This is a genomic window from Collinsella aerofaciens (genome assembly GCF_039752775.1).
Taxonomy (GTDB): Bacteria; Actinomycetota; Coriobacteriia; order Coriobacteriales; family Coriobacteriaceae; genus Collinsella; species Collinsella aerofaciens_R.
In genome coordinates this window covers 23,067-40,050 of sequence record NZ_JBDMGT010000022.1, presented here as the reverse complement: position 1 = coordinate 40,050, position 16,984 = coordinate 23,067, and the positions used below count along the sequence as shown (strand labels likewise).

Genomic DNA, 16,984 nt, shown 5'->3' with positions numbered 1-16,984 from the left:
GGGTGGCTGAGCCCGATGGAGTACCGCAGGAAGCTTGGATACGCCTAGGCGCGGTCCAAGAAATCGTCCGCACCCCCGTTCTGGTCCCTATTTCACCGCAACTTAGTAAAACTGTTTTGATGGTAAGGCGGAGCAGCCTCGAAGATGAGCCTCGAGACTGCTCCGCTTCATTTCTGAGCGTTTGTCGTGTAGGGCAGCATTAATCGCCGTATTTGAGTATGCGGCCCTGTTTTTCGAACTTGTGCATGTCGCTATCGGCCATGCCCTGCGACTTGTCCTCGTGACGCTTGGCGTATAACGGATCGTCGGAGTCGTTCCAGATGCGGTCGGCGACAGGTGACCATGCCTCGGCGGCAGCCTGGGTCTTTTCGCGCAGCTGCTCGGGTGACTCCTTCTCGATTAGGTCGGTGCTCATTGCGCCACTCTCGGCGACCAGTTTGGGCAGCACGTCGGGATTCTCGAGCATGGGGCATGGTTTGAGGTAGTTGTCGTTAAACGGCATGTTCTCGTAGTACTTCATAAAGAGGGGAGAGCGCAGCGCGTCGAGTAAGCTCACATCGTGGATGTTGGCGTTTGAGTAGTGGATGAACACGCACGGCTCCACGTCTCCGGCGGCGTTGATGTGCAGGTAGCGGCGGCCGCCGGCGATACATCCGCCTACAAACTCGCCGTCGTTTTGGAAGTCGAGCGTAAACAGCGGCTTCTTCTCACGCATTTCGCGGATAAAGTGATACATGTGCTCGCGCTGCTCGGGCGTGGGCATGAGCTCGGAGGTTGCATTGCGGCCAACCGGCATAAAGTGGAAGTACCAGCAGAAGAGTGCTCCCTCGCCGATCATCCAGTCCATGTTCTCCTCGGTAGCAACCGTATCGGCATTGGCGCTGGTCCAACAGGTGGAGATACCAAACGGCAAGTCGCGCTCGCGCAGGAGTTTCATGGCGTGCTCGATCTTTGCGTAGGTACCTTCGCCGCGGCGGGCGTCGGTTGTGTGCTCATTGCCCTCGGCGCTGATGGCGGGGACAAAATTACCTACGCGAATCATGTCGTCGCAGAAGGCCTCGTCGATCAGCGTGGAGTTGGTAAAGCAGAGAAACACGCAGTCCTGATGTTTTTCGCAAATTCTGATCAGGTCGTGCTTGCGGACGAGCGGCTCGCCGCCGGTATAGATGTAGATATGCGTACCGAGCTCTTTGCCCTGCGTAACGATAGAGTCGATGTCTTCGAACGAGAGATTCTGCTTGTAGCCGTACTCGGCGGCCCAGCAGCCCGTGCAATGCAGGTTGCAGGCGCTCGTGGGATCGAGCAGGATGGCCCACGGAACGTTGCACTGGTACTTTTCGCGGTTCTTTTCCTGCTCTGGCCAAGCAAGCAGGTTGGCGTCGACAATGAGGGTCTTAAGCAGCTTGGTTCGCATCTGGGGATTAAGGCTGAACACACGCATAATCAGGTCATACCAATTGCCGCGGCTCTTGATGACATTGGTGAATGCCTCTCGCTGTACAGGAAATACGCGATTGGGGACCAGCTTGTTCACGAGATCCATGATTTTGTCGATGTTTTCTTGCGGGTTGTCGTCGAGATAATCGATGAGCTTGTTAAGCGCTGCACGCTCTGCTGACTGTGTAAGCGACATGGGTATATCCTTTCACGTGTGCTTCATGTGTGATAATACCCACTTGTGGATTAAACGAAGTCTAAAGATTTGTAATGTGCCTATTCAACGAATCAATTTAATTTGGGGTGAAGCGTTATACGCCGACACCTTCTAAGTTGCGGTGAAATAGTGTCAGATGGGGATGCGGACGATTTCTTGGACCGCGCCTAGGCGTATCCATTGGAATCCTCCGATGCGCCTTCGCACGCTCGCATGACCTCGATACCATGCGAGCGTGCGAACTCGACGAGCTCTGCGTTGCGGGCGTTTATGGTGCCGAAGGCGGCGGGGCACACGATAAGGCGCGCGCAGTGGACGAGGAGCTCTTTGGCGCGGGCTATGGTTTTATCCCCGATCGGCTCGAAGGCGCGCTCGGCCACGCATTCCGTCGCCAGGTCGCGCGCGAGCTCGCAGTCGATGTCCCCTTCGTGCAGAACGCCCGCGTAGAACGCCTTGCCCTGCCGGATGAGCTGGCGAAACACAGCCGACCCCGTACCTGCGCCGGCGATGACGAACGTGTGTGCATCGCCGTGTGGGCGCCCAATTTCCACGCTGCCGAAGCGCTCGTTGAAGGTGCCATGTTGAAGGCCGTAGAGCTTGCCAATCGTCTCGCGCGTGAATATGTCCTCGGGTGCGCCGGCGCGGAAGACCCGGCCGTCCTTCACGCAAATCACCTTGTCGGCGCTTTTCTGCGCGAGCTCGAGTTCGTGGATGGACATGATGACAGCAACATTCCGCGATTTCGCAAGGTGGCGAAGTATTCGCAGCAGGTCGATCTGGTAGCGGATATCGAGATACGACGTGGGCTCATCGAGCACGAGCACACGTGGATCCTGCGCGATGGCGCGTGCGAGCATGACGCGCTGGCGTTGCCCGTCGCTTATCTGCATGAAGTCGCGCTCGGCGAGCCCTTCCACATGTGCGGTTTTCATGGCCTCGTCGACCCGATTATGGTCATCGGGCGTGAGTGTGCCCATTCGCCCGGTGTAGGGATGCCTTCCCGCCTCTACGATATCGCGGCAGGTGAGGAGCTCGGTCCGGGGGCGATCTGTCAGCATAACGGCAAGGTTCCTTGCGAACTCCGCCGTCTTCCATCGGGAAATCTCCCGCCCGTCGAGCTCGACCGTGCCGGCAAGCGGTGCCAGATGGCGTGTGATTGTTTTCAAGATGGTCGACTTGCCCGAGCCGTTCGGCCCGATGAGCGCCACGACGTCGCCCGCGCGAACCTCCAGATCGACGCCTTCGACTACGACCTTCTTGTCGTAACCCGCCGACAGGTCGCTTATGCGGAAAAGCGGCGCTCCGTCAGCCTGCGTTTCGACCGGGGTTTCGAGGTTCGACTCCCCTCCGAGCGTTTTGGGCTGCGGCACGAATTTCCCCATCTACCTCACCCGCTTCTTCAACATGAGTGCGATAACCACCGGCGCGCCGAAGATGGCGGTGACGGCGCTGATGGAAAGCTCGACGGGGGAGAACAGCGTGCGTGCGATCAAATCGCAGCCCGCGCAGAAGATGGCGCCTCCCAAGAAGCACGCAGGAATCACGCGGATGGGCTTCGACGACTTCAGCGCCGACTTAACGAGATGCGGAACCGCGATGCCTACGAACGACACCGGACCAGCGAACGCGGTCACGCAGGCGGAGAGCATGCTTGCTAGAAGGACGAGCACCACGCGGAAGCGTGCGACGTTCACGCCGACGCTTTTTGCGTAGGCTTCTCCCAGCTGGAAGGCGGAAAGGGGCTTCGATATCGCGAATACGCATGCGCTCACGGTGATCACCACGACCGCGATGACCGCGACGTCGTCCCAGCTCGAACCCGAGAAGCTACCCAAAGACCAGTTGTGCAGGTTTACGATGGACTGGTCGTCGGCGAAGGCGATGAGGAAGTTCGTCGCCGCCGAGCAGATGTATCCCACCATGACGCCCGCCACGATGAGCATGGCCATGGAACTTATGCGCCGTGCGATGAGGAGCACGAAGCCGATGGTGATAAGCGATCCCAGAAACGCTGCGGCCACCATGACCGGCGAGGACATGGCCTGGTTCGCGCCCAGAAGCACGATCATCGTAAGCGCGACGACGAACTTTGCGCCCGAGGAGACGCCCAAGATGAACGGGTCGGCGATGGGGTTGTTGAAAAACGTCTGCAGCAGGAACCCGGAGAGCGAAAGTGCCCCGCCGAGAAGTATGGCTGAAAGCACGCGCGGCAGGCGAATCTCCCAGATGACCTGGCTTTCCATGGAATTGGCCGCGCCGCCCGAAAGGATGTCGGGGATGTGGTCTGCGGGCACGAGCACGCTCCCGATGCACAGGTTGGCCCCGACGAGCACGATGAGGGCAACAGCGAGCAGCGCCGTCACGACGCGACACCGCGCGGCGCGCCCCGATTCGTCGTATGCCATGGTAAGCCGGCTTCTCATGGCGCTAGCCGAGCTTCCTCAGATAATGGAAGTCACTCGTGTCATCGCCGGTGAACGCCCCGTGCAGCTCGTCGATAATGTCGGCGGTAGAAGTCATCTGCTGGTACATGTCGGCGCTTGTGACCCAGACGTTGCCGTTCTTCACGGCTTTGAACTGCGACAATAGCGCGTTTTTGCCTACGAAGTCGTTCAAGGTGGCAACCGATTCGTCGATGGTGCCGTTGTAGACGATGATGTCGGCATCCTTCGCCGTCGCGTAGAAGCGCTCCATTTCGAGCGTTACTGACGAACCTGACGTCGACGCCGTCTGCGCGTCATCGAGCGCGTAGCTGCCGCCTGCAAGCTCGATCATCTGCGCCACGTAGTCGCCCGCCCGCCTCGTGACGGCGGCCCCGTTCGAGTTAATGTAGAAATACGCCACGGTTTTACCTGACGACGCGAGCCCCGACGTTTGCTCGACGCGGGCCTTCTGCTCGTTGAACAGGTGCGCGGCCTCGTCTTCCTTGTCGAACAGGACGCCGAAAAGCTTAATCCACTCGACGCGCCCGAGTGCTTCGGGCTCGCTCGACGACTGTTCGGTGAGCACGACGAGCCCGAGCTTCTGCAGCTTTTCCTTCACATCGGGCGTGTGGTTGATCATGGTGTTCTCGATGGCGAGCGTGCAGCCCGAGGCCGATATTCGCTCGTAGTCGGGCGCGCTGTACTTGCCGCCGTAGGCGATCGCCCCACTTTCGAGCGCGCTTTTGAAGCGCGCGACCGAGCAATCGTCGGCCTTCGTGCCCGACATTAAGATATTGTCGTTCGCATCGAGCGCGTCGACCAGGCACATCGTTGCCGACGACACGAGGTACACCTTGTCGGCGGGGCGCCTTATGACCGCGATGTCGGAGCTCAACCCATCAGGTACCTTCGCATCTTGCGGCACCACGAGGAAGCGCTCCCCGTTCGAAACGCAGATAAGCCGCAGGCCGCCTTCGTACTCGTCGACAGTGAAGTGCTTGGCGTATTCAAGCTGAAGCGCCCCCGTCGGCTCCCAGCCGCAGCCCAAATCGGCGTTGTGGAAGTCAGCCGCGGCGCTTGAAGCCGTTACCGCAGGGGAACCGCCGCTTGCATCGTCGCCCGATTTCTCCTTCATGGTGGATGAGTCGAAGTAGAGCGTGTAGTCGATGGTGTGCGGCGTCGACATGGCGACGGTCTCGGCCGACACGGCGATGTCCTCGTCGAGCGTGACGGGTATCTCGAATGTGGAGTTGCCGCCGTCGTTTACAGGCGCGTAGTCCACGCCGTCGACGGTCATTTTGTCGTAGTTCGAACTCGACCAGGTGATGGTCGCGGTGTAGGTGTCGCCATCCTTCACAATTGTGGTGGGTGAGGCGATGCTTGCGCGCCCTGACCCGCCGGAAAGCGAGACGCTCACAGTGTATTCCTGAGAGCCCGCCGTGCCACCGGTCGCGTTCGGGCTCGCACTGCACCCCGCGAAGGGAAGCGCGAGCAGGGCGACGAGAACGCAGGTGATCGCGCGCGCCGCGATGCTGCGGCGCTTCCTGCTTTCCTTCTTGGGAAGAATCGACCGCATGGCGTTACTTCAGCGCGCCGGCGCGCAGATCGACGCCGGCGGATTCGAACACGAGCGTGCGGTCGTACCACTGCCCTTTTCTAATGCTCCACGCGGCGCAGGCGGTGTCCTCGTCGAGCGCTTCAACGGGTACGTCGTAGGTGTACTTGCCTTCCGCGTTTTCCACATAGGGGATGAAGTCGGCCTCGCTCGCGGCGGCAGCCTCGTCGCCCGTGCCCATGAAGAGCTTGCCGTAGCCCGTGCCGGAAAGTGTCATCACGCAGTGCATGGAGCCGTTTTCCACGATGAGCTGGGCGTCCACAATCCTGAACATGTTCGAGCTGGAATCTACGGTGATCGGATAGGTGCCGTCGGCCACCTTGTCGGCGGTGATGGGGGCAGCGCTTGCGCCCTCGGGCGCATCGGCCGCCTGTTCGGTCTTTTCCTGGGAATCGGCATCGCTTGCCTTTGCGCTGTCGATTGAATTTCCGCCGCAGCCGGCGAGCGAGAACGCGAAAAGCGCCGCCGACAAGGCGAAGGCGAGGGTTTTCTTCAACATGGAGTGGTTCCTTTCAATCGCTTCGACCGCCCGCGCCGTGCGGTGGGCGGGCGGGATGCGAATGCAACGGGCATGCGCCGTCAGTCGGGGAAGGCGCATGCCCGTTGCACGGGGACGCGACCGGCGCCCCCGTGCGCGGCGAGTTTACAGCTTGGCGATGGCGTCGTCCACGTGCGAGACGTAGATGTCATCGACCGCGGCGTTCTGTCCCAGACCCTGGAGCAGGCACGTCACTTCGAAGCCGGCGGCCACGAACTTCGCAGCCCAGCTGTCGGGGTCGGTCTCGTCTGCCATGTCGTTGTTCGCGTGGTCGCCCGCGACCACCATGAACGGCGCGAGCACGGCCTTCTTGTACCCTGCGGCGCTCGCGGCGGCGATAACATCCTCGCAGGTCGGTTCAGCCTCGACAGTGCCGACGAAGAACTGCGTCAAGCCCTCGTTCTTGAACACTTCCTGCATCTTGGCATAGTCGGCGTTGGAATCGGCTTCGGTGCCGTGGCCCATGAGGCACAGCGCCGTCTTGCCGTCGTCGAAGGACGCCATGTTCTCCTTAATGGCTGCGGCCACCTTCTTGTAGTCGTCGTCGGAGGTGAGCAGCGGGTCGCCGAGCGAGATCTTGTCGAACTTGTCGGCGTACTTGTCGAGCTCGTCTTTCACGTCGGCGTATTCCAGGCCAGCCATGAGATGCGTCGGCTGCACGACGATTTCCTTCACGCCGTCTTCCACACAGCGGTCGAGCGCCTCGGTCATGTTGTCAATCGTGATGCCGTCGCGCTTCTTCAGCTTGTCGATGATGATCTGCGCGGTGAAGGCGCGGCGGATGTCGTAGTCCTGCCAGTACTTCTCGCGGATAGCGTCTTCGATGGCGCCGATGGTGATGTGGCGCGAGTCGTTGTAGCTCGTGCCGAAGCTCGTGACGAGGATGACCGGCTTCACGGCCTTCTCCTTTTCACTCGATTTCTCGGAACTCGCGGAGGTGTTGGAGCAGCCCGCGAGCGCGAATCCGGCGAGCGCGACGGCTCCGGTTGCTGCGGCGCCCATGAAGCCGCGGCGTGACATCTGGTCGGACATGGTTTTTCCTTTCCTCGGTTTGCCGGTCCCCCGGCGACAGTTGCTTGTCGGCACAAGCGAAAGAAAAGCGCACCCCTCGGGGTTCACAAGGAGCTAACGCCACGGCGATGCCGTGAGGAAAAGGCGAAGCAGTCTGGCTTGGGGCGCGAGGCGGTTCGCCCGCGCGTCCTATACAGTAATGTCCCTTGCCCAGGATTCCCACCTGGTTCCCTCCGCAAGCCAGCACGGGCTGTGCAGGCGCCGCGCCGGTCATTTCCTTTTATCCGATTGTCATATGCTCGTTGCCGAAACTTTTACTATGATAGTGGGCACTTGTGAACGTGTCAAAGCCAGGGCGGGCGGCATTGCGCCTCCTGCCTGCGTATTTGCGCCGATTGCCGCCGCAGGCGCCGTGTTTTGCCCGCTGCGCGAATGGCGGCGTAAACGGTTGCGATGAGAAACGGGAAGGGAAGGCTCGGATGATTCATATCGTTGGCGCAGGCTCGGGCGCCGCCGACCTTATCACGCTGCGCGGGGCGCGCCTTCTGCGCGCAGCCGACGTGGTCGTTTGGGCGGGAAGCCTTGTGAACCCCGAGCTGCTCGCTGAGTGCAAGGAATCCTGCATCGTCTACGACAGCGCGCACATGACCTTGGAGGAAGTGCTCGACGTGATGTGCGCGGCAGATGCGCGGGGCGAGGAAGTGGTGCGCCTGCACACGGGCGACCCGTGCCTGTACGGCGCCATCCAGGAGCAGATGGACGCGCTCGACGCGCGCGGCGTGGACTACGAGGTGGTGCCCGGCGTGTCGAGCTTTTGCGGTGCCGCGGCGGCGCTTCGCCAGGAATACACGCTGCCGGGAATCAGCCAGTCGGTCGTGATCACGCGGCTTTCCGGACGTACCCCCATGCCCGCGGGCGAGGGCATGCGCACCATGGCGGAAAGTGGCTCGACTATGGTCATCTTCCTGAGCTCGGGTATGCTCGCCGAGCTTTCCGCCGAGCTTTTGGCCGCGGGCCGCAGCTCCGACGAGCCGGCCGCGCTCGTGTACAAGGCGACCTGGCCTGAGGAGCGCGTGGTGCGATGCACAGTGGGCACGCTCGCCGACGCGGGCGCGCGAGAGGGCATCGACCGCACGGCGCTCGTGGTGGTGGGCCGCGTGCTCGAAGCTCGCGGCGGGCTTTCGCACAACGGCGCGCAAACGGAGTCGTACGAGCGCAGCAAGCTTTACGACCCTTCGTTTGCCACGGGGTATCGGAAGGCGAGCAGCTAGCGTGGCCTTCGAGCATTACATATATACCGGGACGACCCGCCTGCGCTGCGGCTACACCACGGGGAGCTGCGCCGCGCTCGCGGCGAAGGCAGCCTGCGAGATGCTCTTGTCACGAAAGCCTGTCGGCCTCGTGTCGATCGTCACCCCCGGCGGGCTGCCCGTCGAGGCGAACGTGATCGACGCATGCATCGGCGAGGGGTGCGCCCAGTGCGCCGTGCGAAAGGACGCAGGCGACGATGCCGATGTGACCGACGGCGTGCTTGTGTACGCGCGCGTGGAACATGCGGGGTCGGGCACGGGTGCTGCGGGCGGCAAGGACGTGCCCGCGCGCGAATCGGAAGTTTCCGTCGATGGCGGCGTGGGCGTGGGGCGCGTGACGTTGCCCGGGCTCGAGCAGCCGGTTGGGGCGGCCGCCATCAACGCGACGCCGCGCGCGATGATCACTTCGGCGGTGCGCGAGGTGTGCGCCGCGCACGGCTTTTCTGGAAATATTGCTGTGACGATTTCGGTACCCGAGGGCGTTTCCCTTGCCGAAAAGACCTTCAACCCGCACCTGGGGATAGAGGGCGGCATCTCCATCCTGGGCACGACGGGCATCGTCGAGCCGCGCAGCCTCGCTGCCTTGCGCGACAGCATCGAGCTCGAGATCCGGCAGCATGCGGCTATGGGGCGGCGCGGAGTCGTGCTCACGCCCGGCAACTACGGCGGGCAGTTCATCTCGGGGCATTTCCACCTAAACGGTGCGCCGGTGGTCTTCATCTCCAACTTTGTGGGCGATGCGATTGATTGCTGCGTTCGCGAGGGATTCACCAATGTCCTTCTTGTGGGACACATCGGCAAGCTGGTGAAGGTCGCTGGCGGCATCATGGACACCCATTCGCGTACCGCCGACTGCCGCGCGGAGATTCTGGCCGCCCACGCGGCCTTGGTCGGCGCGGGCGCGAAGACCGTGCGCGAGATCATGTCGTCGGTCACGACCACGGCGGCGCTCGAGGTAATCGAGGCCGCCGGCGTGGGGGACGCTGCGCGCGCCTCGCTCGCCGCGGCAATCGAGGACAGGTTGCGCCGCCGCGCGGCGGGCGCATGCGACATCGCCGCGGTCGTGTTCGACGCCGAGCGCCACGAGCTTTTCCGCACGTCGGGCGCCGATGCAGTTATCGGGGAATTGGGAGCGACGTATGAGTAAAGGCGTTCTGTACGGGGTGCGCCGCGCAATCGGCTGGCCGGGGACGAAGGTGGTCATGAAGGCGCGCCGCTCGCTTGCGGACACGAAGCGCATCCTTCACGAGGAGGGCTCCTTCGACGGTGCCGAGCTCGTAGAGGACTGTGGGCTTCCGGGCGAGCGCTTGTACCGCTCGCTCGACGATGTGCCCGATCGGGGCAGCTACTTCTCGACGATGGTGGTGCGCTAGATGAGGGTTTCCTGCATAGCGTTCACTGAGAGGGGGTATGCGTTGGCGGAGCGCACCGCACGCGCGCTTTCCGATTGCGCGCAGACAGGTGAAGATGACCTTGGCTGGGACGTTTCCGTTTCGCGCGGGTTCGGCGAGGGGAAGGCCGACCTGCGCGCATGGACGGCGCTTGCGTGGGAAGCGTCGGACGCGCTTCTGTTCGTGGGCGCGGCGGGCATCGCCGTGCGGGCGATCGCGCCGCATGTCGCCTCGAAGGCAACCGATCCCGCGGTTGCGGTGATCGACGAGGCGGGGCGCTTTGCCGTTCCGCTTTTGTCGGGGCATTTGGGCGGTGCGAACGAGCTTGCGCAAACTGTGGCACGCGCGGCAGGGGCCATCCCCGTCATCACCACGGCGACCGACGTCCGCGGCGTGTGGGCGGTGGATACGTGGGCGCGCTGTGCGGGGCTCGCCGTTTCGAATCCCGAGGCTATCAAGCGAGTGTCGGCGCGGCTGCTTTCGGGCGGGCGCGTGGCGCTCTATTCCGACATGCCTGTTTCGGGACAGCCGCCTGAGGGGGTTGACATTGCGTCCGACCGCGCTCGGGCCGATATCGTCGTGTCACCGTTCGCTGGCGCGAATGCAGGTACGTCCGTTCGCGCGGCGGAGACAACGGGCGAGGTCGTGCCCGCCGGTGAGACGGGGAAGCCGGCGGGTGTGCGGGCGCAGACGCCTGCGCCCGAGCCGCTTCGCCTTGTCGTGCCCTGCATCGTTGCGGGCATAGGGTGTCGCCGCGGTGCGTGCTCCGAAGCGATCGGGGAGGCGTTTCTTCTCGCGTGCGGGCAGGCGGGCATCTCGCCTTCGGCCGTGCGCAAGGCGGCGACGATCGACGTGAAGGCGCACGAGGAGGGTCTGCTCGCCTTCTGCCGCGCGCGCAATATCCCGCTCGCGACGTATTCCGCAGAGGAGTTGTCGCAGGTCGAAGGCAGCGTTTCGCCATCTGATTTCGTGCGCGCGACGGTGGGGGTCGACAACGTGTGCGAGCGTGCGGCGCTCGCGGACGGGGGCAAACTTATCTTCCCGAAGCTCGCTCACGGCGGCGTGACCGTCGCGTTTTCCAAGGTAACTATCAAACTTTCGTTTAAGGAGCGGTGATGGGAAAGCTCTTCGTGGTGGGGATCGGCCCGGGCGGCCCCGACGGCATGACGATTGCGGCTCGGCGCGCGCTCGAGGCGGCCGACATCGTTGTGGGGTACACGAAATACGTGGAGCTCGCGCTCGCCGCCGTGCCCGACGCGGCGCATCTCGCGACGCCGATGATGCACGAGGTCGAACGGTGCCGCCTGGCGCTTTCGCGCGCGCAGAGCGGAGAAGCCGTGGCACTCGTGTGCAGCGGTGACGCGGGCGTGTACGGCATGGCGAGCCCCGTGCTGGAGCTTGCGGAGGACTACCCCGATGTAGACGTGGAAGTTATCGCCGGGGCCACCGCGGCTCAGAGCGGGTCGGCGGTGCTCGGCGCCCCGCTTGCCCACGACTTCGCGGTCGTGTCGCTCTCCGACTTGCTCACGCCGTGGGAGGTCATCGAGCGCAGACTCGCCGCCGTGGCGAGCGCCGACTTCTGCATCTGTTTGTACAACCCACGCAGCAGAAAGCGCGCCGACAGGCTCTCGCGCGCGGCGAAGATTATGCTCGAATGGAAGGCCCCCGACACGCTCTGCGGCTGGGTACGCAACATCGGGCGCGAGGGGCAGCAGTCGGGCATGTGCAGGCTCTCCGAGCTGGGGGAGCTCGATGCTGACATGTTCACCACCGTGTTCGTCGGCAACGCGGGCACGAAGCGCGTAGGCGGCCGTATGGTCACGCCGCGCGGGTATCGGGAGATTCCATGCGAAAGGTAACGATCATCGGGGCGGGTCCCGGAAACCCCGACTTGCTCTCGCGCGCGGCGCTCGACGCGATCGACATCGCCGACGTGGTCATCGGCGCTCATCGCGCGCTTGTCGGCATCGACGTGCCGCCCGACGTGGTGAGATGCGAGCTCGTGAAGACGGCGGACATCGTCGCCGCGCTCACCGATGCGGCGTCGTGGCAGCGCGCCGTGGTCGTGATGACGGGCGATGTGGGGCTGTTCAGCGGCGCGCGCCGCCTGGTGGAGGCGCTCTCCGGCGGCGCGCAGGTGGACGTGCGCATCATTCCCGGCATAAGCTCAGCGTCGTATCTCGCCGCGCGCCTCGCGCGTCCATGGCAGGATTGGCGCTTCGCGAGCGCTCACGGCGTGGCGTGCGACATCGTGGCCGAGGCCGAGCGCGCAGGTGAGCTCTTTCTCGTCACGTCGGGCGGGGAAGACCCCTCGCGGCTTTCGGGCGAGCTTGTGCAGGCGGGCTTCGGGGACGCGCGCGTGACGGTGGCCGAGCGCCTGTCGTACCCCGACGAGCGCATCACCTGTGCGACCGCAAGTGAAATCGCAGGTCAGACGTTCGACGAATTGAACGTGATGCTTATCGATTTCGCAGGCGGCGCCGGGTCGCCTGCGGGCTCTAGCGCAGCCTCCGAGGCGCCGGTCGGCGCGCCCGCGCCCGCGGCGGCTTCTTCCGCGGCTGACTCTGCGGGCGCATCCCGCGCCGCGATCTCCCGCTGGCCGTACGCTTCCTCGGGCATTCCCGACGAGCTCTTCATCCGTGGCGACGTTCCCATGACCAAGCAGGAGGTGCGCGCCGTCGCGCTCGCGAAGCTGCGCCTTACCGCGACCGACACCGTGTGGGACGTCGGCGCCGGCACGGGGAGTGTATCGATCGAGGCGGCGCTCGTCGCGCGAGCGGGGTCGGTATGGGCGGTCGAGCGCAACGCGACCGGCGTGCGGCTCATCCGAGAGAACGCGGATGCATTCGGGTGCGGCAACGTGCATGCGGTTCCCGGCGTCGCCCCCGAAGCGCTCGCGAAACTGCCCGTCCCCGACGCCGTGTTCGTCGGCGGGAGCGCGGGCGAGCTTCCCTCCATCGTGGAGGCGGCGCTCGAGAAGAACTCGCAGGTTCGCCTGTGCGTGCCATGCGTCACCGTTGAGACGCTCACCGAGGCGTGCGCGCTCCTCTCGGGTTCGCGCTTTAAGGGGTTCGAGGCGTGCCAGGTGTCGGCCGCCCGCGCCGAGGCTGTAGGCTCGCACCATCTTATGAAGGCGCAAAACCCCGTGTTCCTCGTCAGCGCGCGTGGTGCAGGTGGGGAAGGCGGTGCCCGGTGAGCACGTCCATTTCGCGCTTCATGGTCGCTGCGCCCTCGAGCGGGAGCGGCAAGACGGTCGTAACGTGCGCGCTCCTGCGCGCGCTCGCGCGCCGCGGCCTTGCATGTGCGGCCTTCAAATGCGGCCCCGACTACATTGACCCGCTCTTTCATCGCCGCGTCGTGGGTGCGCGCTCGGGCAACTTAGACGGCTTTTTCACCGACGCCCCGACGCTGCGCGCCCTGCTCGCACGCGGCGCCGCAGGCGCGGATGTCGCGGTGCTCGAGGGGGTCATGGGCTTCTACGACGGCATGGCGCCCGGCGTGGCCGACGCGAGCAGCTACCAGGTTGCGCGCGACACGGAAACGCCGGTCGTTTTAGTGATGAACGGGCGCGGGGCGTCTTTATCGCTCGCCGCCGTAATCCGCGGCATCGCCGAGTTCCTGCCTTGTGCGAACGTGCGCGGCGTCGTGCTGAACAAGACGAGCGCCGCTGCCTGCGCCTACGCTGCGCCTGCGATCGAGAAGCACACGGGCGTCGCGGTTTTGGGGAATATCCCCGCCGACGAGGCGTTCTCGCTCGAAAGCCGGCATCTGGGGCTTGTGACCGCCGACGAGGTCGAGCAACTTTCCGCGCGCATCGACAAGATGGCCGAGCTGGTGGAAAAGAGCGTCGACGTCGACCGCTTGCTCGAAATAGCGGCGACGGCACCCGATATCCGCGAGGAACCTTACCGGTTGGAGCCGATCGCGGGAGCGCGGCCCATCGTCGCCGTCGCGCGTGACGAGGCATTTTCGTTCTACTACGAGGAGAACCTGCGCGCGCTCGAGGACCTGGGTTGTGAGCTGGCCTTTTTCAGCCCCCTGTGTGATAGTGAGTTGCCCCGGGGGACAAGCGCCCTCTATCTAGGAGGTGGCTACCCGGAGCTCCATGCGCAGCAGCTCTCCGAGAACGCGCCGATGCGCGAGGCGGTGCGGCATGCGGTGGAATCCGGCATGCCGACGGTCGCCGAATGCGGTGGGTTTCTGTATCTGCAGCGCGAAATCGCCGATAGCGAGGGGCGGCGCTGGCCTGTTGCGGGCGCCCTTGAGGGCGTAAGCGAGAACGGGGGAAGGCTGTCCCATTTCGGGTACGTGGAGCTCACTTCTCAACGCGACGGGCTCTACGGGCCGCGCGGCACACGCATCCGCGCGCACGAGTTCCACTACTGGCAGTCCACCTGCCCGGGCGGCGACTTCTGGGCGCAAAAGCCCCGGCGCGACAAGGGCTGGCCGTGCATGACGACCACCCCGTCCCTGGTTGCGGGCTTCCCGCATGTGTATTATCCTGCGAACCCCGACGTTGCGCGCGCGTTCGCGTCTGCCGCAGCGTCGTTCGCAGAGAGGAGACGGCATGGCTGAAGCAACCGAAACCGCGCTGGCCTGCATCCGCGAGGAAGTCGAGCGCGCGTTCTCGTCGGCGCCGGGCGCCGTGCTCGAAGCCGCGCTCTCCCGGATCGCGCCCGCAGACGAGTGCGCCCGCGCCGCCGCGTACGCCGCGTGGGACTCCATTGCGCACCCCTTGGGGGGATTGGGCGACTTTGAAGACGCCGTCGCTTGTATCGCCGCAGCTCAGGGGAGCGCCGAGGTGGCCGAGTTTCCCCGTGCGCTCGCGGTATTCTTTTCCGACAACGGGGTTGTTGCCGAAGGCGTGTCGCAAAGCGGGCAAGACGTGACGCGAGCCGTCGCGCGCAACATGTGCGAGGGGGCCGCGAGCGCCTGCCGCATGGCGGCGTTCGCGGGTGCCGAGGTCGTGCCCGTCGACGTGGGTATGGCCCGGGGCATAGAAGACGCGCGCATGGTGCACGCGAACGTGCAGCGGGGGAGCGGCAACATCGCGCACGGCTCCGCTATGTCTCGCGATGGAGCCGTGCGCGCGATAGAGGTCGGAATCGCCGTCGCTTGCGGGCTTGTCCGCGCCGGCGTGCGCCTTCTCGCCGCGGGCGAGATGGGCATCGGCAACACGACCACCTCGGCGGCGGTGGCCGCAGTGCTCATCCGGGCGGACGCGCGGAGCCTCGTCGGGCGCGGCGCGGGGCTCTCGGACGCCTCGCTCGCGCGCAAGCGCGACGTGGTCGAGCGCGCTATCGACGCGAACTCGCCCGATCCCGCCGACCCGATCGACGTGCTCTCGAAGGTGGGCGGCTTCGACATCGCGGCGATGTGCGGCTTCTACCTGGGGGCCGCGGCCTCGAAGGCGCCGGCGCTCCTCGACGGGGTCATATCCTGCACGGCGGCCCTGTGTGCGGCGCGCCTGTGCCCCAATGCCTTGGGCTACCTCGTGGGCACCCACGCATCAAGCGAACCCGCAAGCCAGGAGCTCCTTCGCGCGCTCGGCATAAAGGCACCCCTCGACGCAGGCATGCACTTGGGCGAGGGCGCGGGCGCCATGGCGTATCTGCCCCTTCTGGATTCGGCGCTGCGCGTGTACCGGGATGGGAAGACGTTCACGGCGACTGGCATGGTTGCTTACGAGCATTTCGAGGCCGGGAAATGACGGTTACGCTCGTCATCGGCACCGCCGCGAGCGGCAAGAGCGCCTACGCCGAGTCCCTGTGCCTTGGGCACGACGGCCCCCGTGTGTACCTGGCAACGATGGAGCCCTTCGGGGAAGAGGGCGCCCGCCGCATCGCGCGCCATCGGGCGCTGCGCGAGGGCAAGGGGTTTTCCACCCTCGAGCGCACGCGTGACGTGGGCGCCGCAGTGCCCGGGCTTCCGCGCGGCTGCACGCTTCTTTTGGAGGACGTGGGCAACCTGGTTGCGAACGAGCTCTTCGCGGAAGGCGGCTTGTCCCCACGTGACCCCGACGCTGCGGCGCGCGAGGTGCTCGGAGGCATCGAACGGCTCGCTCAGGCCGCTGCGTATACGGTGGTGGTCACCGTCGACGTGTTCGCCGATGGGATGCGCTACGATGAAGGGACCGAGGCATGGAGGCGCGCGCTCGCGCGCGTGAACGCGGGCGTGGCGGCGCTGGCAGACCGCGCAGTCGAAGTGGTATGCGGGATTCCCGTGTGGATGAAAGGCGAAGGACCTACAAGGTGAAGATAGTAGAGGCAATCTGCGCGGCGTTCGGAACGTTCTCGCGCATCCCCGTCCCGAAATCGGCTTGGACCGATTTCGGGTCAACCCATGCTCTTGCCGCGTTTCCCCTGGTGGGCCTTGCGGAAGGCTTACTCATGACGGCGTGGGGGCACGTGGCGAACCTGCTCGGCGTGCCCGCGACCATCGTCGCGGCTGTGCTCGTGGCGCTGCCTGTGGCGGTGACGGGAGGCATCCACCTAGACGGGCTCTGCGACACCTCCGATGCGCTTGCAAGTTGGGCCCCGCGCGAACGAAAGCTCGAGATCATGCACGACCCGCGGGCGGGCGCCTTCGGGGTCATCGGTGTTGTCGTGTACCTTATTCTGCAGTTTTCCCTGTTCACCGCGCTGCCGCTTACGGCGGGGACGTTCCTCGCGCTTCTGTGCTCGCTCGTGTTCTCCCGCGCGCTTTCGGGGCTCGCCGTTGAATGCTGGCCTGCCGCGCGGGCGGACGGCATGGCCGTGGGGCTCTCGCCTTCGAAGAAGCGCGCGGCGATCGTTGTGCCGCTTTGCGCTTTCGCTGCGGCTTCGGCTGCAGGGATGGTCGCGTGCGCTCAGGCCGTCGGCGCCCTTATGGCGGTGGCGGGGCTTTTGGCGCTCGCGTGGTACCGCCATGTTGCCCTGTCCCGCTTCGGCGGGGTGACGGGGGATTTGGCCGGATGGTTTCTGCAATGGGCCGAGCTCGCGATGCTTGCCATGCTGGTGGCGGGGGGCATGCTCCTATGATGCTCGTGGTAGGTGGCGCGCAT

The 16,984-nt window shown here is 64.9% G+C and carries 16 protein-coding genes; 10 read left to right on the top strand and 6 right to left on the bottom strand.

What is annotated here, in order from left to right:
• Positions 1 to 199 precede the first annotated feature (199 nt).
• The 6 genes from ABHR63_RS06965 to ABHR63_RS06940 form a co-directional block, all read right to left on the bottom strand.
• A complete protein-coding gene (locus ABHR63_RS06965; protein ID WP_346965040.1) occupies positions 200 to 1,633 on the bottom strand; it encodes a radical SAM protein in 1,434 nt (477 codons plus the stop codon).
• A gap of 188 nt (positions 1,634 to 1,821) precedes the next feature.
• Positions 1,822 to 3,024, bottom strand: coding sequence for an ABC transporter ATP-binding protein (locus ABHR63_RS06960; protein ID WP_346965041.1), 1,203 nt, complete (start codon positions 3,022 to 3,024; stop codon positions 1,822 to 1,824).
• Positions 3,025 to 3,036: 12 nt separating this feature from the next.
• Positions 3,037 to 4,059, bottom strand: coding sequence for a FecCD family ABC transporter permease (locus ABHR63_RS06955; RefSeq protein ID WP_195503389.1), 1,023 nt, complete (start codon positions 4,057 to 4,059; stop codon positions 3,037 to 3,039).
• A 22-nt stretch (positions 4,060 to 4,081) separates the two neighbouring features.
• The gene (locus ABHR63_RS06950) at positions 4,082 to 5,653 is read right to left on the bottom strand and encodes an ABC transporter substrate-binding protein (RefSeq protein WP_346965042.1); all 1,572 of its coding nucleotides are present in this window, start codon (positions 5,651 to 5,653) and stop codon (positions 4,082 to 4,084) included.
• Between the two features lie 4 nt (positions 5,654 to 5,657).
• Entirely contained in the window at positions 5,658 to 6,191 is a 534-nt protein-coding gene (locus ABHR63_RS06945; protein ID WP_346965043.1) for a hypothetical protein, read from the bottom strand.
• 144 nt (positions 6,192 to 6,335) lie between these two features.
• Positions 6,336 to 7,262, bottom strand: coding sequence for a sirohydrochlorin cobaltochelatase (locus ABHR63_RS06940; RefSeq protein ID WP_271742600.1), 927 nt, complete (start codon positions 7,260 to 7,262; stop codon positions 6,336 to 6,338).
• A gap of 458 nt (positions 7,263 to 7,720) precedes the next feature.
• Here ABHR63_RS06940 and cobM point away from each other — a divergent pair, with 458 nt between their 5' ends.
• Genes cobM through ABHR63_RS06890 form a run of 10 tightly spaced genes read left to right on the top strand, consistent with a single transcriptional unit; the run spans position 7,721 to position 16,961 of the window.
• Complete coding sequence (gene cobM, locus ABHR63_RS06935; RefSeq protein ID WP_346965928.1) at positions 7,721 to 8,512, top strand: precorrin-4 C(11)-methyltransferase; 792 nt, start codon at positions 7,721 to 7,723, stop codon at positions 8,510 to 8,512.
• A 1-nt stretch (position 8,513) separates the two neighbouring features.
• On the top strand, positions 8,514 to 9,698 hold the full coding sequence (gene cbiD, locus ABHR63_RS06930) for a cobalt-precorrin-5B (C(1))-methyltransferase CbiD (RefSeq protein WP_346965044.1): 1,185 nt from the start codon (positions 8,514 to 8,516) through the stop codon (positions 9,696 to 9,698).
• Complete coding sequence (locus ABHR63_RS06925; protein WP_346965045.1) at positions 9,691 to 9,924, top strand: SAM-dependent methyltransferase; 234 nt, start codon at positions 9,691 to 9,693, stop codon at positions 9,922 to 9,924. The genes cbiD and ABHR63_RS06925 overlap by 8 nt, the downstream gene beginning before the upstream one ends.
• Before the next feature lie 42 nt (positions 9,925 to 9,966).
• Positions 9,967 to 11,058 carry a cobalt-precorrin 5A hydrolase gene (locus tag ABHR63_RS06920; protein WP_346965046.1) on the top strand — a complete coding sequence of 364 codons (1,092 nt, stop codon included), beginning with the start codon at positions 9,967 to 9,969 and terminating at the stop codon, positions 11,056 to 11,058.
• Positions 11,058 to 11,801 carry a precorrin-3B C(17)-methyltransferase gene (cobJ, locus tag ABHR63_RS06915; RefSeq protein ID WP_195404807.1) on the top strand — a complete coding sequence of 248 codons (744 nt, stop codon included), beginning with the start codon at positions 11,058 to 11,060 and terminating at the stop codon, positions 11,799 to 11,801. The genes ABHR63_RS06920 and cobJ overlap by 1 nt, the downstream gene beginning before the upstream one ends.
• A complete protein-coding gene (gene cbiE, locus ABHR63_RS06910) occupies positions 11,789 to 13,138 on the top strand; it encodes a precorrin-6y C5,15-methyltransferase (decarboxylating) subunit CbiE (protein WP_346965047.1) in 1,350 nt (449 codons plus the stop codon). The genes cobJ and cbiE overlap by 13 nt, the downstream gene beginning before the upstream one ends.
• Positions 13,135 to 14,517 (top strand): cobyrinic acid a,c-diamide synthase CobB, encoded by a 1,383-nt coding sequence (locus tag ABHR63_RS06905; protein WP_346965048.1) that lies wholly within the window; start codon positions 13,135 to 13,137, stop codon positions 14,515 to 14,517. The genes cbiE and ABHR63_RS06905 overlap by 4 nt, the downstream gene beginning before the upstream one ends.
• Complete coding sequence (locus tag ABHR63_RS06900) at positions 14,510 to 15,652, top strand: nicotinate-nucleotide--dimethylbenzimidazole phosphoribosyltransferase (protein WP_346965049.1); 1,143 nt, start codon at positions 14,510 to 14,512, stop codon at positions 15,650 to 15,652. Before ABHR63_RS06905 ends, ABHR63_RS06900 begins: the two co-directional genes overlap by 8 nt.
• Positions 15,649 to 16,197, top strand: coding sequence for a bifunctional adenosylcobinamide kinase/adenosylcobinamide-phosphate guanylyltransferase (locus ABHR63_RS06895; protein ID WP_346965050.1), 549 nt, complete (start codon positions 15,649 to 15,651; stop codon positions 16,195 to 16,197). Before ABHR63_RS06900 ends, ABHR63_RS06895 begins: the two co-directional genes overlap by 4 nt.
• The gene (locus ABHR63_RS06890; RefSeq protein WP_346965051.1) at positions 16,194 to 16,961 is read left to right on the top strand and encodes an adenosylcobinamide-GDP ribazoletransferase; all 768 of its coding nucleotides are present in this window, start codon (positions 16,194 to 16,196) and stop codon (positions 16,959 to 16,961) included. Before ABHR63_RS06895 ends, ABHR63_RS06890 begins: the two co-directional genes overlap by 4 nt.
• Positions 16,962 to 16,984 lie beyond the last annotated feature (23 nt).